Source organism: Photobacterium aphoticum (assembly GCF_001029435.1).
GTDB classification, from domain to species: Bacteria; Pseudomonadota; Gammaproteobacteria; order Enterobacterales; family Vibrionaceae; genus Photobacterium; species Photobacterium aphoticum.
Map to the genome: position 1 here is coordinate 480873 of NZ_LDOV01000010.1, position 21382 is coordinate 502254.

The 21382-nt window shown below is 45.7% G+C and carries 24 protein-coding genes and 1 pseudogene; 17 read left to right on the forward strand and 8 right to left on the reverse strand.

Translation table 11 applies throughout. From position 1 onward, the window contains the following. Positions 1-71 precede the first annotated feature (71 nt). From ABT58_RS06155 to ABT58_RS06165, 3 genes are all read left to right on the forward strand, one after another. The gene (locus tag ABT58_RS06155) at positions 72-1289 is read left to right on the forward strand and encodes an NnrS family protein (RefSeq protein WP_047873423.1); all 1218 of its coding nucleotides are present in this window, start codon (positions 72-74) and stop codon (positions 1287-1289) included. An 86-nt stretch (positions 1290-1375) separates the two neighbouring features. Next, positions 1376-1561 (forward strand): YoaH family protein, encoded by a 186-nt coding sequence (locus ABT58_RS06160; protein WP_047873424.1) that lies wholly within the window; start codon positions 1376-1378, stop codon positions 1559-1561. A gap of 181 nt (positions 1562-1742) precedes the next feature. Then, positions 1743-2258: an HD domain-containing protein gene (locus ABT58_RS06165; RefSeq protein WP_047873425.1), complete on the forward strand. Its 516-nt coding sequence runs from the start codon at positions 1743-1745 to the stop codon at positions 2256-2258. Positions 2259-2332: 74 nt separating this feature from the next. Here ABT58_RS06165 and nadE read toward each other — a convergent pair whose 3' ends face one another. After that, positions 2333-3169 carry an ammonia-dependent NAD(+) synthetase gene (gene nadE, locus ABT58_RS06170; protein ID WP_047873426.1) on the reverse strand — a complete coding sequence of 279 codons (837 nt, stop codon included), beginning with the start codon at positions 3167-3169 and terminating at the stop codon, positions 2333-2335. A gap of 183 nt (positions 3170-3352) precedes the next feature. Between nadE and ABT58_RS06175 the strand changes: the two genes are divergently transcribed. Beyond that, positions 3353-3874 carry a nicotinate-nicotinamide nucleotide adenylyltransferase gene (locus ABT58_RS06175; protein WP_047873427.1) on the forward strand — a complete coding sequence of 174 codons (522 nt, stop codon included), beginning with the start codon at positions 3353-3355 and terminating at the stop codon, positions 3872-3874. A gap of 75 nt (positions 3875-3949) precedes the next feature. After that, entirely contained in the window at positions 3950-4498 is a 549-nt protein-coding gene (locus tag ABT58_RS06180) for a hypothetical protein (protein WP_053062998.1), read from the forward strand. Positions 4499-4601: 103 nt separating this feature from the next. Here the strand turns inward: ABT58_RS06180 and ABT58_RS06185 are convergent, their stop codons facing one another. Continuing rightward, positions 4602-5285: an AraC family ligand binding domain-containing protein gene (locus ABT58_RS06185; RefSeq protein ID WP_047873428.1), complete on the reverse strand. Its 684-nt coding sequence runs from the start codon at positions 5283-5285 to the stop codon at positions 4602-4604. Between the two features lie 272 nt (positions 5286-5557). Between ABT58_RS06185 and ABT58_RS06190 the strand changes: the two genes are divergently transcribed. Continuing rightward, on the forward strand, positions 5558-6667 hold the full coding sequence (locus ABT58_RS06190) for a 1-acyl-sn-glycerol-3-phosphate acyltransferase (protein WP_047873429.1): 1110 nt from the start codon (positions 5558-5560) through the stop codon (positions 6665-6667). Between the two features lie 127 nt (positions 6668-6794). On the opposite strand, the gene ABT58_RS06195 is transcribed toward ABT58_RS06190, so the two are convergent. Then, a complete protein-coding gene (locus ABT58_RS06195) occupies positions 6795-7262 on the reverse strand; it encodes an OmpA family protein (protein ID WP_053062999.1) in 468 nt (155 codons plus the stop codon). Between the two features lie 196 nt (positions 7263-7458). After that, complete coding sequence (locus ABT58_RS06200; RefSeq protein ID WP_047873430.1) at positions 7459-8385, reverse strand: LysR family transcriptional regulator; 927 nt, start codon at positions 8383-8385, stop codon at positions 7459-7461. A 184-nt stretch (positions 8386-8569) separates the two neighbouring features. Between ABT58_RS06200 and chrA the strand changes: the two genes are divergently transcribed. Both chrA and ABT58_RS06210 read left to right on the forward strand, forming a co-directional pair. Further along, positions 8570-9715 carry a chromate efflux transporter gene (gene chrA / locus ABT58_RS06205; RefSeq protein ID WP_047873431.1) on the forward strand — a complete coding sequence of 382 codons (1146 nt, stop codon included), beginning with the start codon at positions 8570-8572 and terminating at the stop codon, positions 9713-9715. 223 nt (positions 9716-9938) lie between these two features. Next, positions 9939-10241 carry a hypothetical protein gene (locus tag ABT58_RS06210; RefSeq protein ID WP_229821541.1) on the forward strand — a complete coding sequence of 101 codons (303 nt, stop codon included), beginning with the start codon at positions 9939-9941 and terminating at the stop codon, positions 10239-10241. A 37-nt stretch (positions 10242-10278) separates the two neighbouring features. On the opposite strand, the gene ABT58_RS06215 is transcribed toward ABT58_RS06210, so the two are convergent. Together ABT58_RS06215 and rpoS are read right to left on the reverse strand one after the other, a co-directional pair. Beyond that, positions 10279-10827 carry a YceB family lipoprotein gene (locus ABT58_RS06215; protein ID WP_229821543.1) on the reverse strand — a complete coding sequence of 183 codons (549 nt, stop codon included), beginning with the start codon at positions 10825-10827 and terminating at the stop codon, positions 10279-10281. Between the two features lie 670 nt (positions 10828-11497). Next, on the reverse strand, positions 11498-12373 hold the full coding sequence (rpoS, locus tag ABT58_RS06225; RefSeq protein ID WP_047873434.1) for an RNA polymerase sigma factor RpoS: 876 nt from the start codon (positions 12371-12373) through the stop codon (positions 11498-11500). A 1151-nt stretch (positions 12374-13524) separates the two neighbouring features. On the opposite strand from rpoS, the gene ABT58_RS06230 reads away from it, so the two are divergent. Together ABT58_RS06230 and ABT58_RS06235 are read left to right on the forward strand one after the other, a co-directional pair. Continuing rightward, positions 13525-14481: a 5'-nucleotidase gene (locus ABT58_RS06230; RefSeq protein ID WP_047873435.1), complete on the forward strand. Its 957-nt coding sequence runs from the start codon at positions 13525-13527 to the stop codon at positions 14479-14481. 143 nt (positions 14482-14624) lie between these two features. Beyond that, positions 14625-15041: a GFA family protein gene (locus ABT58_RS06235; protein ID WP_047873436.1), complete on the forward strand. Its 417-nt coding sequence runs from the start codon at positions 14625-14627 to the stop codon at positions 15039-15041. A gap of 997 nt (positions 15042-16038) precedes the next feature. Here ABT58_RS06235 and ABT58_RS06240 read toward each other — a convergent pair. After that, positions 16039-17404 (reverse strand): annotated as a pseudogene (locus ABT58_RS06240) (ISNCY family transposase). 159 nt (positions 17405-17563) lie between these two features. Next, positions 17564-17827: a helix-turn-helix domain-containing protein gene (locus ABT58_RS06245; RefSeq protein WP_047873437.1), complete on the reverse strand. Its 264-nt coding sequence runs from the start codon at positions 17825-17827 to the stop codon at positions 17564-17566. Positions 17828-17970: 143 nt separating this feature from the next. Here ABT58_RS06245 and ABT58_RS06250 point away from each other — a divergent pair, with 143 nt between their 5' ends. Genes ABT58_RS06250 through ABT58_RS06270 form a run of 7 tightly spaced genes read left to right on the forward strand, consistent with a single transcriptional unit; the run spans position 17971 to position 21368 of the window. Next, complete coding sequence (locus tag ABT58_RS06250) at positions 17971-18210, forward strand: hypothetical protein (RefSeq protein ID WP_047873438.1); 240 nt, start codon at positions 17971-17973, stop codon at positions 18208-18210. Continuing rightward, the gene (locus ABT58_RS06255; protein WP_047873439.1) at positions 18207-18755 is read left to right on the forward strand and encodes a 3'-5' exonuclease; all 549 of its coding nucleotides are present in this window, start codon (positions 18207-18209) and stop codon (positions 18753-18755) included. Before ABT58_RS06250 ends, ABT58_RS06255 begins: the two co-directional genes overlap by 4 nt. Continuing rightward, complete coding sequence (locus ABT58_RS06260; protein ID WP_047873440.1) at positions 18752-19033, forward strand: hypothetical protein; 282 nt, start codon at positions 18752-18754, stop codon at positions 19031-19033. Before ABT58_RS06255 ends, ABT58_RS06260 begins: the two co-directional genes overlap by 4 nt. Further along, positions 19030-19293, forward strand: a complete 264-nt coding sequence (locus tag ABT58_RS23980; protein WP_146147169.1) for a hypothetical protein — start codon at positions 19030-19032, stop codon at positions 19291-19293. Before ABT58_RS06260 ends, ABT58_RS23980 begins: the two co-directional genes overlap by 4 nt. After that, entirely contained in the window at positions 19293-19454 is a 162-nt protein-coding gene (locus ABT58_RS23985) for a hypothetical protein (protein WP_156168812.1), read from the forward strand. Before ABT58_RS23980 ends, ABT58_RS23985 begins: the two co-directional genes overlap by 1 nt. Continuing rightward, positions 19451-19678, forward strand: a complete 228-nt coding sequence (locus ABT58_RS06265) for an RNA-binding protein (RefSeq protein WP_047873441.1) — start codon at positions 19451-19453, stop codon at positions 19676-19678. Before ABT58_RS23985 ends, ABT58_RS06265 begins: the two co-directional genes overlap by 4 nt. Further along, the gene (locus ABT58_RS06270; RefSeq protein ID WP_047873442.1) at positions 19665-21368 is read left to right on the forward strand and encodes a rolling circle replication-associated protein; all 1704 of its coding nucleotides are present in this window, start codon (positions 19665-19667) and stop codon (positions 21366-21368) included. The genes ABT58_RS06265 and ABT58_RS06270 overlap by 14 nt, the downstream gene beginning before the upstream one ends. Positions 21369-21382: the final 14 nt, after the last annotated feature.

Sequence of the window (21382 nt, forward strand, 5' to 3'; positions counted from 1 at the left end):
AAAAGGTGCATTTTCATTGCAACTTTAAAGGTGTATTATATATGCATCTTTAAAGCGCGGTGTACGTAACTATGATGCAAATTCTTGATAATGAAAAAGAACAGAAAATTCTGCCGCTTTTTCGTCTCGCTTTTCGACCTTTTTTTCTTGCTGCCAGCGTCTTTTCTGTCGTCGCGATGTTGATGTGGGCGCTGTTCTGGTCAGGGAAGCTTAGCCCTGTGGGCTGGATGTATAACAACCCGATTTGGTGGCACGGTCATGAAATGCTGTTTGGCTTCACCGGCGCTATCATCGTCGGATTCTTGCTGACTGCCGTCCAAAACTGGACTGGGAATCCCGGTGTAAGAGGGGGCAAACTGGCCTTCATTTTTGGATTGTGGCTGGTTGCCCGTATCGCCTTCCTGATCGCCTCGCCACATTGGGTATGGATGGTGATTGATCTACTATGGATGCCCCTTGCCGCGTACTTTTTAGCGGTACCTATCTTGATCCGTAAGCAGTGGAATAACCTGTTCTTTGTACCGCTGATTGTTCTGATGACGGCACTAAACGCCCTGTACCACATCAATGTACTTAATGCGGGGACTTTACCGCCATTCTTGTCTACCCATGCACTCTCTATGATGACAGTCATGGTCATCAGCTTGATTGTGCTGATTGTTGGCGGACGCGTAATCCCGTTCTTTACCTGGCGTGGCACACAGTCAGAGCCGATCACGCGCATTAAAGGGTTAGAACTGGCTGCGCTTATTCCTACGTGGTTGTTGCTACTTAATGTGTTGTTGCCTGTACCTGACGCAATCAGTCAGGTGTCTTTACCGGTACTGTTAACCGTCACCGCGCTTTGCCACCTGGTTCGTTTTATGCGTTGGCGGACCTTGTCTACCTGTCGAGTGCCGCTACTGTGGTTATTGCATTTTGCGTATTTAGCGATGGTTGTAGGACTGCTTTTATTGGCGCTTTATCATGTGAATGGTGCAGTGTCTGAAAGTATTGCCCTGCATGTACTGACCGTTGGTGGTATTGGTTGCATGATTTTAGCGATGATTGCGCGTGTTTCACTGGGTCATACCGGACGAAATTTGCAGGTTGGCCGTTGGATAGTACTGGCCTTTGTGACGTTGGTGTTAGCAACGCTGACCCGCACATTGATGATTTACCTGTGGCCAGCGTTGACCATACAGGGTTATGTGATTTCTGCCATTTTGTGGGCCGTGGCGTTTGTGATTTTTACTGTGGTGTATTTCCCTGTACTTACACAGCCGCGCGTTGATGGCCGTCCGGGCTAGCGATAGCCATCAGGGAAAACTAAAGCAGATGACAAGGTGGGGGAAAATCCCTAAACTAGCGTTTTTTCTTCTTGGGTAATTGATTTATGTTTAATAACACGCCAACACTGACTCACGCGCAGCAACAAGAAGCTGCTGACAAAATTCATGAGTTAATGGCACAAGGGATCAGCAGCGGCGAAGCGATCATGATCGTAGCGAACGCAATCCGAGAAGCCGAAGCGAAAAAGCTAGAAGCGAACAAGCAAGAAGTGGAAGAAGACGCAGAATAAACACGCTTTGTCGCATTGCTTTACAAAAACTTATAAACGGTCACCGAAAGGTGGCCGTTTTTTCATCAAAGCGTGCAATAAATCTCAGATGTTTCATGTCGGATCGGTAAAATCGGTACTAAGTACACCCGCGTTTATTCGGTATTGGCAGTGGGAAAAAGTTCGAGATATTGGGGGGCAGATGAATAATCGTTATCTAAAGGCGTGCACGCTAGCACGGGCAAAACACAAAGGGCAGATGTATGGAGATTTACCCTATTATGTGCATCTAGAAGCCGTGTCGCGTTTAGCCAGCCCCTTTGGTACCAATGCGATGATTGTGGCGCAGTTGCATGATGTGATGGAAGATACGGGCACCGGTATCAATGAATTGATCTCAGATTTTGGTTTCGTGGTAGCTGACGCAGTGAAATACATTTCTGACAGTCAATTACCGGATCGAAAAGCACGTAAAGAAGAAATTAATGGTCGATTATCTGTATTAAGTCCAGATGAAGAGTCGGCAAGAATTGCATTGATTGTGAAGGCCTGTGACCGATTGGCAAATGTACGGGCCAGCCTATCTTGCAAAGAGAATTATTACGAACAATACCAGATGGAGCATGCTGACTTCAGAAAAGCCGTGTACCGGCAGGGATTGTGTGAAGCCATTTGGTGGGAATTGGATAACCTATTGCGCCATTCAGAAGCGTCATGATGGCCACCATTTCTGTGTATCTATAATAGAAAAGGGCTCATCATGAGCCCTTTGTTGTTATCTGAACGTGCAGATTATTCTTCGTCGTAAATCGTTGGGATAGGCTTACGTTTGTGCTGTGTGGCCTTGTAAATGCCCACCAAACGATCGGTGACGGCTTGGTCAACCTCACGGCCTTCCAGGAAGTCATCGATTTGATCATACGTCACCATCAGCGCGTCTTCGTCCGCTTTCTGTGGTGCCAGCTCTTCCAGATCCGCCGTAGGGACTTTCTGTACCAATTGCTCAGGTGCACCCAGATGTGCAGCCAGAGAGCGTACCTGGCGCTTATTCAAGCCAAACAGCGGAGCAAGGTCACACGCGCCATCACCGAACTTAGTGTAGAAACCTGTGATGTTCTCTGCTGAATGGTCAGTACCCAGCACCAAGCCACCCACAAGGCCAGCAATTTCATACTGGGCAATCATGCGTGTACGCGCTTTTACGTTACCTTTCACAAAGTCGACTTTTGCCGCGTCAGCAGGGATCAGACCGGTGCCATCAAGTGCAAACAGGGTGCTGGCGTGCGTACCGTCTACACCGTCTTTGATGTTTACGCTAACGGAGTGAGAAGGCTGAATAAAAGAGAGGGCAAGTTGAGCTTCATCTTCGTCTTGCTGCTCACCGTAAGGCAAACGCACAGCAATAAATTGATAAGCATCGGTTGATTCTTGCTTATTCAAATCCTCAACGGCAAGTTGTGCTAGTCGACCGCAGGTTGTTGAATCTACACCACCACTGATGCCGAGTACCAGCGACTGGCAACGTGATTGCTTCAGTTTGAGTTGAATGAAAGCGATACGACGCGCAATTTCAAACTCAACATCAATCGCTGGCAACACACGCATTTCTTGGCGAATGAGCTCTTCCATAGTCAATGAATCCTCAGGGCTTTGCCCGCTTTGTAACCACATGACGTTAGGTAATGCAAAAAATAAGTGAAATGCATTAAACCTTTTGCAAAATCATGCGATAACTCTATGTCAGGATCAATCCTCTCGTGCTAATAAAATGGAATTAGCAATGAAACGGCTTAAAAAAGGGGCATTCTAGACATGACAGCATCAATCGCCATCTTTGGTAGTGCATTTAATCCACCGAGTTTAGGGCATCAATCCGTCATTACACGGTTAGGGCATTTTGATCAGGTATTACTGCTTCCCAGCTTTCGTCATGCCTGGGGAAAGAACATGCTGGATTATGACTCGCGTTGTCAGTTGGTGTCTGCCTTCATTGAGGATATACAACAGCCTAACGTGACCTTGTCACGTATAGAGGAAGACATTGCTGTCGGTGATGAAGCGATCACCACCTTTGCCGTATTAGAAGCGCTGGAAGAGCGACATCCGAATGCGAATTTAACCTTCGTGATAGGGCCGGATAATTTTCTGAATTTCAGCAAATTCTATAAAGCGGATGCGATCATGACCCGTTGGCAAGTGTTAGCGTGTCCAGAGACAGTACCGGTAAGAAGCACGGATATTCGTGATCACATTATCAATAATCGCACTGTCTCACACCTGACAACGCCAAAGGTTGCTAATATGTTGCGAGAAAAGGGCTGGTATAGCCAGTAAGGTTTCTCCAACAAGGTTTTGTTTCGGTTGATGATACATCAATCCCTATTTATGACATGTAGTAGCAGTAGAAAGATGTTGGTTTCATACTTTCTGGCTGGTTTGTCTTTAACCGTTTTCCCTGCTCAGTTGAGCGCATGTACCTCGATGGATGAGGCGGCATTCGCGAACCTGACGGCAGCGCAACAAAAGGCACACCTTGCATCTTGTTCTAATGAAGACTCGCCGCAAAAAGCAGTGACGAGTCATGATACCGTCAGTCAAGAGACGGTTTATTCCTCGTCGAAGCGGGAATCCACTCAACGTTTGAATTGGAAAGACGACAGTACAACACCGAAGGGAAGTTTTTGGGATAACTGGGCGAAACAACTCGACGCGCCGGTGTTATCATCAAATTCAGATGAGAGCTTCTATGGCCTTGGATTCTGGTTGCCTGATCGCTTTGCCAATGAAGATATTCAGTTTGATGACACCATGGAGTGGATCAAAAAATACGGCTTACAGATGAGCTTTGGTATTGGTGGGGAAGACGGGGAATCACCGCGTGTTCGGTTTGATTACCGATGGCATGAGGAAAGCGATTTGGATGATGTGTTCATCCAGGTGGAAATTCCCTTTCAGTGACCAGTATCAGTGGCACAAAAGTCATAACAAAAGCGGCGTGAATCACGCCGCTTTTTTATTTCTATAACCGATCTAGTGTGTCGCTCAACTCACGACATACATCTTACAGGCTTTCACCAAGAATCGGCTCTGCCATGGCAGTAATCAGTGCTGGCGAAGTGTGTAGTGCTTCAGCAATTTGCTCGACGTTACGGCCAGAGCGTGACAGACGCAGCGCTTCACGCATCAGCAAGCAGGTTTGAATCTCTTTGGCAGAGAAGCCGACATACGCCGCGACAACGTCTGCTGCTTCACTGTTAGTGACCCTGTCACCTTGAATTAACTGTGTCAGCACTGGCAAGTGTTCAGCAGCAAGACCCGGTGCGATAGACGGTGTCTTCACTTTCAATTTTGCCACTTGGTCACCCAATACGCGCAACAGGTTGCCAGATTCACCCGTCATTGGCAGTTCGTCGCCACGCTTTTGTGCGCTGGCCAGTGTATTGGCTACCGCACCAATCAGCGGGGTGACTGTGAAATAGCCGGCTTCACGACATACAGGCGATGTCAGGCGGGCAGAGAACGCCACAGTATGGTATTGCGTGCCAGGCAATACGGTCATTGCATGCAGACAGTCAAAAGGGATGAAGAAGCCTTGGCCTGCTGTGACGGTAAATTCCTGTTGGCCCAAACGGATTAATGCGCAGCCTTTGCTGACGATCAGCATCACGGCTTGAGGGCTTTTACGGCGGGCGCCAACATGAAGAAAGGGTTGTTTATAGGTCGAAAAATCGATGGCCTGTTTCATAGTGAATCTCTAGCAAAAATGCCCACACATCTTCGTCTGTTTTCGGGTTAGCGTCAACTGAAGCACGGGGTTTGAGTGAAAAGTGTTGCAGAATGCGCTATTAATGTCGGAACAGAGGCAGAAAAGTGGCGGTAAATTGTGTAAAGTGGTGAAACTTCTCGCAGATTTTTCTGGTAAGACCTCCAACCATTATAGTGTTTGAGGTTATCTCATTGGGATCACTTTGAATTCTGCGTAAAATACCGCAGTTTTTTATTATATGAAGCCGAATTGTGCAAACAGATAACGATATTTATCAAGACATTCGTCCCTATAACGACGACGAAGTCAGTGGGGCGATTGAACGCCTGATTAACGACAAAGAATTCATTAACGCGATCCTTAATTACCGATTCCCGCAACTATCGGGTGTACTGGGTTGGGTATTAACGCCGTTGATCAAACGTTTCCTTATCAAGAAATGGTCAAACGTTAAAACCGTCGCAGATGTACAACGCCAAGTAGCGAAGTACATGCATGCCACTATCGACCATTCTTGTGACGGTGTCACGCACACGGGGCTTGATAAGTTAGATCCAAAGCAATCTTATCTGTTTGTGTCTAACCACCGTGATATCGCGATGGATCCGGCGATGGTGAACTGGTGCCTGTTCAACAATGGGTTTGATACCGTGCGCATTGCTATCGGTGATAACCTGCTGAAAAAGCCGTGTGCGACGGAATTGATGCGCCTGAACAAGAGCTTCATTGTAAAGCGTTCAGCCAAAGCGCCACGTGAAATGCTAAAGGCACTTGGCTTGCTATCCAGCTACATTTCTCACTCGTTGGAAACGGGCAATTCTATCTGGATTGCACAGAAAGAAGGCCGCGCGAAAGACGGCAACGATAAAACCGATCCGGCAATTCTGAAAATGTTCTTCATGGAAGGCCGTGCCCGTAAAACCGCTTTCCCTGACTTCATGAAGCAGTTGAACATCGTACCTGTGTCGATTTCTTACGAGAACGACCCTTGTGATATCGCTAAAGCCAAAGAGCTTTACCAAAAGCAAACACAAGGCACGTACGAGAAAGGTGAATTTGAAGATATCGAAAGCATCATTCAGGGTATTGTTGGTCACAAGCGTCGCATCCATGTGAGTTTTGGTGATGTGATCCGTGATGATTTTGAAACTCCAGAAGCACTGGCGGAAGAAATCGATCGTCAAATCACGCAGAATTACAAACTGTTCCCAGCGAACTACATTGCGGCAGATATGACAGACACCTCAGTGACTGATGCAGAGAAGACCCGTTTCCAAGAGAAAATGGTGGATTTGCCAGTCGGTGTAATTGATATTCTGAAAACAATGTATGCGACACCGGCGCTGAAGAAGCAGTTGTAAGCAATTAACAATAGCGACTGCCTTACACGCTGCATTTACTGTACACAAATAGAAGACGACATAATGCCCAGCGCACAGTATGCGCAAACAGGTGTTATGTCGTTTTTTTATGGCCGCAATACCGTGCCTAAAATGAATGTTCGTGCGTCGGATTGAAGGTGCGCACAATCGCTTCAGGGCTGATGATATCTACCCGCCGAAACTCTGAGGCCGGACTTAATCCTTTCTCTGCACTGCCGGCTGAAACAATCTGAATCCGCTCTTCTTCGATCCCAAACACAGACGAAATATAGATGGCGACATTAAAGGCGCGCTCAAACGAGAGGGCGATATTATCATCTTCTTCCGGGTACTCATCCGCATGGCCGATCACCAGTACATAACTATCAGGGTGCTGACGTAAACGCACCGCAATAGGGTCAATACTTAGCTGATCTTGCACCGAAATATCAGCAGCCTTAGCAGAGAAATACACCGTTGTACTGGCTTCGGGTAATTTGGCCAATAAGAGTTTGGCATCAGGCACGTAAGGGGTACTAGTACGTCCGGTTGATGATGAATTTGCTTTTTTTTCAGTAGGTTGTGGACTTGTCATTTCAGTGACGGTGTCACTTCCGTTGCCACATCCGACAAGAAATAGTGGGATACATAGGGCGATGGTGCGAAGAGATGCCCCTCGCGTAGCACGGACAAGAGTAAACATGGACGATCAGCCAACCTTAAAGTGACAGGGTTACTTTAAGGTTTAGCTGAAATGGTTAGGATCACAACGGCAGGAGTGAGAATGGCCGTTAAAACGTAACCGGTGGCTGGGTTTTATAGGGTGGAATCGACATGCGTTCAGCCATAAAGTCGATAAACGAGCGCACTTTCGGAGCCAAGTATTTACGGCGTGGGTAAACCGCATAAATCGGCAGTTCGAGATCGGCTTTCCACTCTGGCAGTAGGGGCACTAAGCTGCCAGATTCGATTTCGTTGGTGATCAGGTATGTTGCCAAATACGCGATCCCCAGGCCTGATTTGGCGGCATCCAACACTGCAGGGGCATTATCAATGCGGTAGTTACCGCGCGCGCGAATCGACTGATGCACGCCATCACGGGTAAATTCCCAGTTCACGTATTTGCGTTCACGGCTTTGGTAAGTGATGCAATTGTGCTGGCGCAGATCCCCTGGCACTTGCGGTGTACCATGGTTAGCTAAATACTCTGGCGACGCGACAACAGTGAAATGGCAATTGGCTAAGCGACGGGCAACCATGCCTTCTGGCGGATGTTCATGAATCGCCACCCAGCAGTCAAACCCTTCTTCTAACAGATTTGGGCGATGGTCAAACAAGCTCACTTCTAACTCCAGTTCAGGGTGGAGTTTTTGAAATTCCGCTAGGACAGAAGTGATGTTGACATTGCCGAATGACTGGGCAATACCAATGCGTAAAACCCCTTTAATTTCATTGCGATAACCAGCGACTAATGCTTCTGCTTCATTGACGGTGTCCAGCAATTGCTGACCGTATTCTGCATATTGTAAGCCAATGTCTGTTAATGCCACGGTGCGGGTACTGCGTTGTACAAGCTGACAACCCAGGCGCTCTTCCAATAAACGGATCTGTTTACTGACCTGAGATTTCGATATGGCTAATCGTTCAGCCGCACGGGTAAAGTTTTGTTCATGACCGACAGTGGCAAGAATGACCATCTGTTGCAGGTTTTCAAGCATAGCGTAAGACCATATTTTCACAATTCGACGAATTATATCATTGAATACTGACGAGTAATCATGAATCTCCCCGTAGGTTGATCTGCTTATTGATAAATTAACCAAATTGATAGGCTGTATTGAAACTAACGATTTCATTAATGCTGATGTTGCCGATATGATAACGCCATAAATAGGAGGAACTATGTTCAAGGTAATGTGGCAGTTTTTTCTGCTTGGACTGTATAGCTTTGGCGGCCCTGCGGCGCATATCGGCTATTTTCAACGTGAATTTGTACAAAAGAAGCAGTGGCTCAGTGATCAAGATTTCACCCATGCTGTCGCCCTTTGTCAATTCTTACCCGGACCGGCAAGTAGCCAGTTGGGGATGTTTATTGGCTATAAAAAAGCCGGTTATAAAGGGGCATTAGCCGCATTTACAGGCTTTACGTTTCCGTCATTCTTACTGCTGACATTCTTAGCGATTGGTAATCAGCAATATAATGATGTCTCTGTTATTGATACTTTCATTCAGGCAGCAAAACTGTTGGCTGTCGTTGTGGTGGCGGATGCATTGTGGGGAATGGTACAGAAAAACATTACTGATAAACTGACCGCTTTTGTGGCCATTGCTACCGGTGTGAGTGTGTTTTTCACCAGCGGTTTGCTGGGGCAGATTGTACCGATTTTGCTTGCCGCTGCATTGGGTTACATGATTTCTGCGCGCAAATTGCAGCACGTTGAGAAAACCCCAACAGCACCAATTCGACCATTTATGGGGCTGTTGTTCGCATTTGCGCTGTTGTTAGTCGGCTTGCCGTTAGTGGCAGGTCAGTCTGAATACTTGCACTTGTTCAATGTCTTTTATCAAGCAGGCAGCTTCGTATTTGGTGGGGGCCACGTTGTACTGCCACTGTTGGAGCCGATGCTCGAAGGCATGGTGGCACCGGATACATTCTTGAGTGCGTATGCCTCGGCACAGCTAGTACCAGGGCCGATGTTTACCATGGCCAGTTACTTGGGTGCTTCGGTGATCACAGACAGTCCGGTACTGGGTAGCTTGGTGGCAACGATTGCCGTATTCTTGCCGGGCAGTTTGTTATTGTTTGCTTTCTTGCCGGCATGGAACGCATTGTTCAGTCATCAGACGTTGAAAGGGGCCATTCTTCTGGTAAATGCCTCAGTTGTTGGTCTGCTTGCCAGCGCATTTATTCAGCCAGTATTAACCACATCGATTGGTTCTGTGTTTGATGTAGCGGCCGCACTGATTGGTTTCTACTTACTGAAATACCGTAACTGCCCAGTATGGTTGCTGATTTTACTCTTCGTTGGCTACAAACTGGTGATGTAATCGACGGGGAATAACGAGGAAAAAGACAATACGGCCTTTGTGCCGTATTTTTTATCTTATCTAACGCACTATAATTATATGGTGGTTAACATTATTCATCGTATTCGTTGAAAAAAACACCCAAGCCATCTACGGTTAAGGGCATGTTAAGTACCTGCCCATAAAATCAACGATGACAGTAATTATGGAATGCCGGTGTCATTAGCACCGCAGATAGAAAATCGTGAAAAAGAATCCTATCCGACAAAATTTAACCAACTATGATGTTGCTCAGCTTATCAAAGCAGAAATGCGAGCAATGGAGGAAAGGCTGTTTCGGAAAATGCTCATTATCGCGTTAGCGAGCGTGTTGAGTATGGCACTGTTTATCGTGGTTTATGTCAATTCCAGTGCAAATGTGGTTCGGGATTATGCCGCTGAGGCGATGCGTAAAGCCTTCCATGCCGAACAAGCCGTGCAAATCATTGATGAGGCGGCTGGCACCCATTTTCTTGATAAATCAAAAGACGAAGAGCCGCTGGAATAGCGGCTCTTTTCGTTTTACTTATCTGTTGGTAAGCTCGTTACATCTGAATGACCAATGAATGGTTCTTGATCAGTAATTCAGGTTTAGCGTTTTTCAGCATGGACTGTTTGAAATCTTCATCATCCAAACGGTAGACAGGGCGGGTAAGCAAGAACTGTCCCACCATTTCAATCACCGGCGACAGAATTTGCTTGGTCGGCACATTCAGCTCATTCGGCTGAATATCGATATTTTCCACATTCAGATCGTTAAGAAAAATCGCGCCTTCTTCCTTGTCGTAATAGGGCACAGCACTGAAGCTGACATTCAAATCCACTGACTGAGGTTTCTGGCCCATGATAGTCACTTTTGCCTGAGATTTAGCATCCAGGTTAACACGGTCATTCGCCACACGGCCGATACCGACCTTAATGTCATCAAACTTCACATTGGCATAAGCGATACCTTTGATACCGACAGTACGCTCAAAGCCCACTTTCTTATCCAGGTACTGCTGCATGTCCTGCTCGGTGACGCTGTAACTTGCACAAGAAGAAAGAAGAAGGCTGCAGGTAAGCGCCATCACGATCGCATAAATCTTTTTCACTATTGAAATCTCTTATCTGACTTATTTTGATTATTATCAAAAGCATCAGATTATGCCTGTTCGGAATTGAGACATAAAGAGAATGGCAACTGACTGCTGAAATCACAAGCTATTGATAGGTGTTAGTGGCAGTAGCTAAACGCTTCTTTATAGAGTTTGTTCAGTGTCTTATGGTAACGAACCCCTTGCTTAGTCGTGTAGGGGGAACGCATTTTCTTTTGAATGGCCGTAATTTTGTTTTGTACCTTTTTGCACTGTTTGGCTTTGTCTTTTTTTGCGGCGTCCGCCTGTAAAGGCGCTAACATCAGCAATAAGAAAACCAGTAAACAGACCAAGGTGCGGAGGAAGGTGTTTAGCATCAGAATCCCATGCCTCGTTGATCAGAGTATTAAGAATCAGTTCGTCGAATGATTGATGCTACAGAGCGTCAGAGAGAAACCTATTCATGACCCCGATAAATCTGCTGTGTGTAACGTGATAGGGTGAAACAGAAAACCATCAGTTACCCAATTGCAGCGCTACGATCAAATTCTCTGTTCACATAATGATGCCAGATTTGATGATGCAAGTTCACATCAAACAAAAACGTCCCAGCGACGGGACGTTTTTGTAAGGTACATACAGGCGTTTATTCACAGCACCTGCACGGATTTATTGTGTGACTTGTAAGTTATGCCGTTTCCGCAAACAGCAACTCAATGTCATAGTTATCACGACTGAGCGTGTTTTTCAGTTTCTTCAAAGAACTCACCTGAAGCTGACGAATACGTTCACGGGTTAAACCTACTTCGTCTGCCACTTGCTGTAGGGTTTGTGCTTCGTAGCCAAGAAGGCCAAAGCGGCGACATAAAATTTCACGGTCGCGGGCATTCAAACTTTCCAGCATCGTAATTGCCAAACGGCTGATGTCTTGCTTGTTCACTTCGCTATCCGGCTGCACGCTATCATCATCGGCAATAAAGGCAGAGATACTTTGCGAATTCGAATCATCAGAGATTTGCTGGTCGATAGACACCACCGGCGCATCGTAAGCCAATACACTGGAGATCTCATCAACGGTACGCTCTAACTCAGCAGCGACTTCTTCGTGCGTTGGCTCCTGATTGGTGTGTTTCATCAGGTTCTTGTGCGTACGAAGAATGGTATTGATCTCTTTAGAAACGTGAACGGGTAGGCGAATGGTACGTGCCTGGTTGTGAATCGCACGCTCGATGGTTTGCTTAATCCACCATGTCGCATACGTAGAAAAACGGAAGCCACGTTCAGGGTCAAATTTCTCCACCGCCGTGATCAAGCCAATGTTGCCTTCATCGATCAGGTCACTGAGTAACATCCCGCTACTGCGGTATTTCTTTGCAATACTAACAACCAAACGCAGGTTGCTTTCAATCATGATGGCCTTTGATGCATCGTCGCCGCGCAGTGACTTGCGGCTGTACAGCACTTCATCTGTTTTTGACAGTAATGGCTTGTGTGCGATTTCTTGTAGATATAGATGAATAACGTCTGCATCAAAACCGTTTAGCTCTTGTGATTTGATATCCATATCCCACCCCTAATAAAAGTGACAGCTAAATAAAATGTAATATTTTTGTTCTTAATTGTTACAAGTTCACCGTAACATGATCGGAGGAGGTATGTCACTAGGGAATTTAAAATATTTAGTTATATACGCAGTGATCAACCGGAATGGGGGAATAATTTGTGAGCTGAGTGATCGTTAATGCTTTATTGATATTTCTCTTATTATTTGTCGGGAATTTGACTCATTTTCATCAAGCGAAGCAATAAGATGAATGCTTAAAAGAGAGAGCGAGGAGAGATAAATATTTTTAGCGAGAAAAATAGGTGGAAAATAATTTGCGAAGAAAAAGAAAGACGCTGAAAAAGGTGATGAAAAATACCAATGAGGCCACGAGATGGCTCATTCTTCTTGATAACTTATTGATTTAATTGGTTGTACGATGCTTTGGAAGGGAGTGCGAATAAAGCGTGACATGGCGTTGAAAATTACTCGGCTTGTTACAACAATCAACATGAAAGTGTCAGCATTATTCGCATATAAAAATAAAGGGCATGATTATATTCTGATTATTTTGTTACATTCATTGCAGCGATAACATGCTTTGAAAAGTAATTTCGACAGAAAGTTACGTTTAATTCGTACCACACTTTTATGATCGCAATGCTTCATCGTTATTCCTTATGCGTTAAAACCACAAACTCCTTCAGGATATGCCTTATAATATGAGTGATATGTCACTATAGTAAACACGGAATTTTGACGCTTTCGGCTCATTTCATAAAATGCAGTAGAAAATTCTGTTATCTCACAATGATTATGTGAGTAAACTCTCAATACCGTGTATTGAATCTTGTATAACAATTCAGTTTTTCGCTATTAATCACGAATTCTCGCCTGTAATTTGGCCAGCATAGCGTATATCTTGCCACTGAACGCCAAATTTCTGTCTGTCATTATTCTTTTCTATTTTACTGTTTACACACCAAGCAAAATCCCCCGAAGTTTCACGCTATCGGTGTATCATGTACCTAATGTTGTACGGTATTTATACGTAGTGACGTTTATAGTATCTCTGTTTAAGCGTTTTATGCCTTTGGTGACGCCGTAACATGTTTATTCTTTATGATTTGATGTGCTACTGGCTTAAAAAAGTGAAGTTATAAGGAGAGCGTATGCCCTATGATTTAACGCAACGCCTCGTCGTGGGACTGTCGTCTAGCGCGTTGTTTGATTTACAAGAGTCGGATCATATTTTCCGAACACAAGGGGAAGAAGCATACCGCCAGTACCAGCGAGCCAAACAAGATGAGCCTTTACAACGCGGTGTGGCATTTCCGTTCATTCGCCGTCTGCTTTCTTTGAATGCGCTTCGCCCTGATAATCCACCCGTTGAAGTGATCTTACTCTCACGTAATGACCCAGACACTGGCTTACGTGTCATGAATACCATTGAGCATTATGAACTGGGCATTACTCGCGCTGTGTTTCTGCAAGGCAAATCGCCATATCGCTATATCCCGGCTTTTGATATTGAACTGTTCCTTTCTGCTAACTCACAAGACGTACACCAAGCTGTACTCGCCGGGTATCCAGCAGGGCAGATCTTAAACGGCAATATTGTTGATGACACCGATGACATGGCACTGCGTTTAGCCTTCGACTTTGATGGTGTGATTGTCGATGATGAAGCGGAAGGTATTTACCAGAGTTCCGGCCAGCTGGCCGATTTCCATTCCCATGAATCTGAACTGGTTGATGTGCCGCATAACCCTGGGCCATTGAAACCTTTCTTACAACGCATTGCCAACATTCAAAAGCTTGAATTGGAGATGCAGCAACAAGACCCTAACTATGAACCGCTATTGAATGTCTCTATTGTTACGGCCCGTAACGCGCCATCTCACAAGCGAGTGATCAACACCATGCGCGCCTGGGATATTGCCGTGAATGATGCATTCTTCATGGGTGGGGTAAACAAGTCGAAAGTGTTGGAGATTTTAAAGCCGCATATCTTCTTTGATGATCAGAAGCTGCACCTGCAATCCTCCTCGGTATTGCCGTCTGTCCATATTCCATTTGGCGTGACTAATGCAGAAAAGAGACAAGAGGATAGGGAGTCACGAGGGTAAGCGCCGTGTGCAGAACTCAAATATGGTTGTGCGTAGAGAGTGTGAAGGGAATTATAGTTCCTCACAATACTGTTTTTATATACAGTATTGTGTGTTAGTTTCTCAATCTTCATCATCAATGTATTTAGATTAAGGAAGTACAAATGGCACATTCGCAAGCAAGCTGTCTTTGTGGGCAAGTCACGATCACCGCAGAAGATATCAATCCGAAGTTCACGGTATGTCATTGTGAATCTTGCCGAGCATGGGGAGGCGCGCCATTCTTCGCAGTGAAATGTGGCACAAAGGTACACATAAAAGGCGAAGAGAATATCAAAATGTATGCGTCATCAAACTGGGCATCTCGTGGATTCTGCATGAATTGCGGTACGCACTTATTCTTCAAGTTTAACGCATCGGGAGAGTACAACATGCCAGTCGGTCTGTTTTCCGACCTGGCAGGTTTGGAAATGGATATGCAATATTTCAGTGATATGCGCCCTGACTACTACTGCTTTTTAAACGAGACAAAGACACTGACTAGAGCGGAAATTATGGCATACTTTGCTGATCACATTTGACCTGACAAGCCGATAGTTTTACGTCAATCAACCTTAAACATTATCTTGAGAAGCATAGAAACAATCACATTAGTCATCGGGCGATCATGGTAATTTTGCTTCAATAATTCAAAGGAGTGAAACCATGTACCAGTGCCCGAAACCCGACTGCCATTCCATCCATATCTGCTGTGAAAAAGTAAAGCGAAGGTATTCCGGCGATTTGCTTTGCCTCGACTGTGGTTACATCGCACCAGAGTCTGAGTTCGAGGTGAAGGAAGCGTGCTTGGAAGAAGAGTGATGATAAAAACGGCTGGCAACAATTGATAACAAGGGCGCATGATGCGCCCTTAATTTGTTGACAACTATTAGTTACACTAGTAAAGTAACTAAAAAGTAATCTATTTTGTTACTTTATGCAGGTTAAAATTATTAAGCACCGTGAGTACCAGTCACAGCTCTTAAAGAATTATTAGCCTAAAAGATAAGGTATGGCCTCCAATAGCAAGTGAAGTAATTGGATCGTCAACTCAAAGAATTGAATAAGCATTTCAGTTTTTTTCATTCAGGTTCTCCTCCTGTGAATGAATTGATTTGGTGACCGCATGAGTCGAAACTCAAGCGGTCTTTTTCGCGTCTGAATGACACGATAGATGCAATTTTACTCTATTTTTAATCAATGGTGTAGATTAGTCACTATCAATCCCATAATTTCCCGTTCGTAATGTATACATCATATCAGCCATCTTAATTCTATAGTACTCGACCACCGTCTTTTGAATATTGCGTTCTGCACTTCTTTATTTCGTAAATTCTTTTAATCTCCCTGTATTTTTAGCTCATTGAGTCGAAGACCTATACGGAAAGGCAACAGGGCGACAACATGCGCGCAATCATATAAGCTAGACGGGCAGCTTTTGTTAAGGCTGATTTAACGCGCCCTGCCTGTTTTACAGATTAAACTGTCTCTTTGTAAGGTAGTTCATCCTGCCTCAAGATTAGCTGTAGAGTAGGGAAGTCAGGTCTTTTTCCTGCTGGCTTTGAATTGTTCCGGATGTACCAGTACCGGATTTAACGCTTCAAGTTGTCGAATAGCTCGTTGCTGAGCAGTACGTTTAGGGGCTTTTTTGCTGCGGCTGCGTTTTTGTTGTTGCTCGAATTCTTGTTGTTTCGCCTGGGCAAATTTCAATACGGCACCCAGCCGTTTGTTGTCGACTATCTGACCTTGGTCAACGTCAGCAAGTTTATCGAATACTTTGAACGTGAGTTTTCGGTGGCCGTACTGAATGGCGATGGTGCCATCCGGACGGTCCAGCACCTTAACGACCTGATTAACCAATCGCTGGTTTTCCTCCGTAGGATCAATGAGATAAATAACTTTATCATACTGAAATGTCAGCGATTTAGAGAGCTTGCGCAGTTCTTGCCAGGCAAAGATATCATCAAGATCATCCATCGATTCCCGCACAGGTCTGTGCATGTCTTTAGGATACTTAGCGGGTTTGGCAAAGCGCCGGTTGAAATCAGCGATGATGTCGGGGAGCCATGCATTCGCTTGTTCGATGGTATCGATACCTTGCAAACGCATTTCTTTCACTAAGCGATCCTGTAACGTTTTATTCGCCCGTTCAACACGGCCTTTAGCTTGTGAGCTATTGGCACAAATCAATTCAATGTTCAGGTCATGCAATACACGGCCAAATTGAGTCAGTCGTTCGGTCTTTGCATCACGTTTGCTGACATGAAAAACAGAGTGGCGATCACTGTAGAAAGCAGTAGGCTTTCCGTGTTGTTCAAGGTATTCACGGGTCGCGACCATATAATCAAACGCGGACTCGGTTTCACTGAATTGTAAGTTCATCAGTTTCCCAGTGGCATCATCAATGAAAACCAACTTGCAACAGGTGAGCTTCGTTCTTCAAAGCTTTTATTGTTTTAAGAGCATCCGTGATGCAGGCCGTCAATTTGGATTAATTCACCCAAACATTCACGCCGGTTACGAGGTTGGTAGATCTTGGGTTTGCGTTTGGCATGGGGAACCAGAGACCATCGGCAATCATCCATTGGCGTAACGTTTCCAACGAGATGTGTATGTCATGGATCTCCGATAATTTTTCGTGAGCTAATGTCGGCCCGAAGTCAGGATATTTTTCATTGATCAACTTCAGACAATGATATCGAACATCGTCACTGAGTTTATTGGAAGATGGTTTACCTCGGCGTTGATGGACAAGGCCTGCGGCACCCAATTGACGAAATCGAGTAACCAGTCTTTGCACTTGGCGAACGCTAAGCGAAAGAATCCGAGCGGCATCTGCACGACGGATCCGTTTTTCGCAAACATCTCGAATAGCACCAAGTTTCAAAATCTCTTTGTCATTCATAGTTACCAGCATCATTGAAAGCTCGCATCAAACAATCAGATGCAGATTAAGATAGGTAAAAACGGGACATTTCAATCTGGCTCAAACATGACATTTCTAAATGGTTCTTACACTTTAAGTGCACATAATCTATCGACGGTTAAAACAAAAAACGCCCCGTTAATTGGGGCGTCCTTCGCATAAAGCATTGATAAGTCGGGGATTTTCGTATTTATCTTCGAGTAGGCCATAAACTACATTTTGATCATTAATTTCAAGTAAATCAGCAACTTGAAAGGCCATATCCCAATCCATAGAGTTTAGTTCTTTTCGCCAGTTGTGCAATCTCGACTGCGAGATGCCAAGTATTTTGGCCAATTGGTATTCTGACGTCAGACTGTATCTGGCTTTCACCATGTCTAATAGTTCATTTGTGTAAGTCATAAAGACACTGCCTAAATCCCTAGATTGTTAAATAATAGGCGATCATAATGTCTATTCCCATGCTTCAGGGCGTCTTGAGTATTAAGTTTCCCTTGATTAAAGTGATCTTAAGCACAAAAACTTGCTTGTATGGGGATACAGACATGGAAAAAGTTAAACGCACCGTCAGCAGTCCAATTCATAAGCCTTGCCCGGACATGGCAGGCACCGCAAATTTCGATAAAGCCATCACCGAAAAATCACTCGACGTGGTGAAGTCACTCCGTAAGCGTTTCGGCCTTACCAACAAAGTCACCACCAAAGGCGGATCCGATTTCCGTTATAGCCGACCGTTCCAAGTGCAAGCCCGCCGCGCATTAATGGCGAAAGGGGGTCTGCTATGAAACCTATTAGTCTTGAGAATGCCGTTATTCTGGATACGGAAACAACCGGTTTAGACTCAAATGCTGAAATCGTTGAGATTTCTGTGATTGAAGCAGCAACAGGCAACGTCTTGCTTGATACCTTGGTCACACCGGTTCAACTGATTCCCGCCGAAGCCATTGCCATTCATGGTATTACCAATCGACAGGTTTCAGGTTCACCAATATTTCCGAAGGTGTTCAAACAGCTATTGGAGATTGTGAAAGGCCGAAACGTGCTGATTTATAACGCGGCCTACGATATGCGTTTGATTAGTCAAAGCATGAAGCGTTACGGCATTGATGTATTCCCGTTCAACACACAATGTGTCATGGAATGGTATGCAGAGTTCTACGATGAGTGGAATGACTATCACGATAATTACAAATGGCAAAGCCTGACCAATGCAGCCCGCCAACAGGGTATTGATATTTCAGACCTAAAGGCACACCGCGCATTGGCTGATTGTGAAATTACGCGCCGTGTTGTTATGGCCGTAAATCAGCAATTGGAGGCGCAGCTATGAAAAGTACATTAGATGAATGTTTGATGAAAGACGGGACACAAAAAGACTTTTTCAAGCTGTTTTATCGTGCACACCGAATGGCCGTCAAAGGGAACAACCCAATGGACGTAATTAGTGATGTCATTGTGCTTGCCTATATAGCTCTAGATGATGGGGTTATGATGCGTCGAATGCATAAAGCAAAATTCTCTGCCGAAATTTCATTACTTCAACGCGATCAATCCCCGCTGTCACTTTCAACTCGATTGTCATTTCATAAGGCGGGGTGCCTATTTTGACAGCATCAATTCAATGGTATTCAAATGCCAGTGCTGTGGTAAATAAGCCTTTACCATTCACGCCTCAAACCAACTTTTATCGCGCCGTTGCTCAGTGCGTAAAGTTCGCCGGTAATGAACCGACTTACATTCGATCCGTTATGGCAATCATTCCCGTAGATGGCGATCGCCGTTTGGTGGTAATGACAAATATCCCTAAGCAAGTGACCAAAGCCCCCCAAGCGGGGGCGGCGGTTTCTTCTAACAGTGGGAGCCTGTAATGAATCACCGCCTTTACCACTTACTCAAAGCAGACATGCGCGCCAGTTTAATATTGGCGCGTAACTACCGACTAAACGGCGAGCGCCGTTTGGCAATTCAGTTCATGAATGATGCGGCAGAGAGCCGCAATGAATTAACTCAACTGGCGAGGCTTAAATGATTATTAGTAGTGCACCATGCGCAGCATTTGGAAAAGTTATGTGGCCCGGTCAAGTGCTCCAAGTATTTACTGCACCATCAAAAGAGGTGATCGAAACGATAGAGGGTTTCGAATTAATTAGCCAAGAAGAAGCGCATGAATTATTGAGCAAGCATGGTGCGCATTTGGTCATGATGCCGAATAGCTTTTGCTTTATGAAAGGTGAGGCAAATGCTCCAACCTAACGATCTCCTCTATGTCGCGGGTGCTGTTCAACCCGCCGATAAAACAAAAACCAATGAAGCCAGCCATGATGCTGGTTTTTTAGGATTCGATTTTTGTGGCCCACGTCCGGCAGCGATTACGCCGGAACAACTTTGGGACATGAATCGCGCCAATCGTGATTCGGTTTACTTTGCCAAAAAGCAAACCGAACATGCCGCGTCATTACCGAAATATAATGCCCAACACCTCCGCGAAGCGGCGGCACGTAGTGACGATAACAATAGGCTTGTCCAAGGGCGCAAAAGTCCGACACACCCAAAACAAGCTCAATTATCGCGCAGAATCAGCCAGCTACGCTTATCACGCCGCCGTCCTGTCGAGTTAGACAGCCCCGAGGCTTTCTACAATGCGGAAACGCTGTACACGCTCGCAGAGCAACCATCAGACAAGCGACTTTCAACCGTTCGACTGATGCACCGCGAATGGTCGGGCAGTTATCGCATCTTGCACCATACCCAAACCCGCCCAAGTGACGCACCGGAACCACAAAGCGGCGAGCGATACAGTGAAAAACTGACACAACGCGCCGTGACCAAGATTTTTGAGTCGGGCGCCTACGTGGCCGCCGCCAAAGGGGGATTTTCAACTTTCCTGACGCTCACATTTTCCGCCGAACAGCGAAACGCCATCTTTGGTGGCGAGTCAACGCTTGGCCGCGAAGTATCCCGCTTTTTGGATGGCATCAAAAAAATGTATCAGCGTGGTTGGTTGGGTACCGACGAAAACCAAGAACCATTTTGGATGGACGGCCATGCGGAGCCATTCCATTACATTTGGGTGGCAGAGTGTCCGGCCAATGAACACGGCGAGCCAAACCCGCATGTTCATCTCATCATGAATTGGAAAGTGGAAAAGGAATATTTCGCCGCTTGGTCAGCCCGCATTGAAAATATCTGGGGTCACGGGTTCGCGCACCTTGAGCGTATCCGTCAGCCAAAAGCCGCCGGGTCATACATCATCAAAGCCGTTGGCTATGCCGCCAAAGGGGAAAACGCCGACCAAGGTTTGATAAAGGGAAATCGCTACAACATTGCGCGTTGCAGTCGCGCGCCTGGTTGGGATTGCATCGCCAGTTTTGAAGCGCACAACATGGCGGCGATCATCAAAGAGTGTGGCTACAAATTGGAACAATGGAAGAAACCCCTTGAGCGCAGTCTTTGGCGTTTGGATAAGCAGCACACCCAAACCATTAAGGCAAAAGCCATTGCCAAGCAAAGCAAACAACCCAAAGCAGATATTCAGAAACTCAGCGCACGGTTAGCCCGCATCGAAAACCAACAAAAGGCCATCCGTGACCAAATCAAAGCGCGTGGGGTACACGCCACCACGAAAAACCGTTTTTGCCTGTCATTTGAAGGCGAACAAGCCGAAACCAAAGCCTATGATTTTTTGCTTTGGGCGGCGGGGGCTCGGGGTTGGTCGATGTTGCCCAAAGTAGAAGAAACCGACGATTACTTTCAGTCAGTGGCCGAAGCCAAAGCCATTGCCCAACAAGAATACCGTGACCAGTACCACCGATTTATGGAAAAGCGGGCGTATTGGGACAACGTGTTAAACGATCCGCTGGTTCACAGCATGGTTGAACCTACGGAAGAAGAATACATCGCTCACATGATAGAGCGGGAAGACTACCAAAAAATCGCAGCATGAAGGACGCACACTTA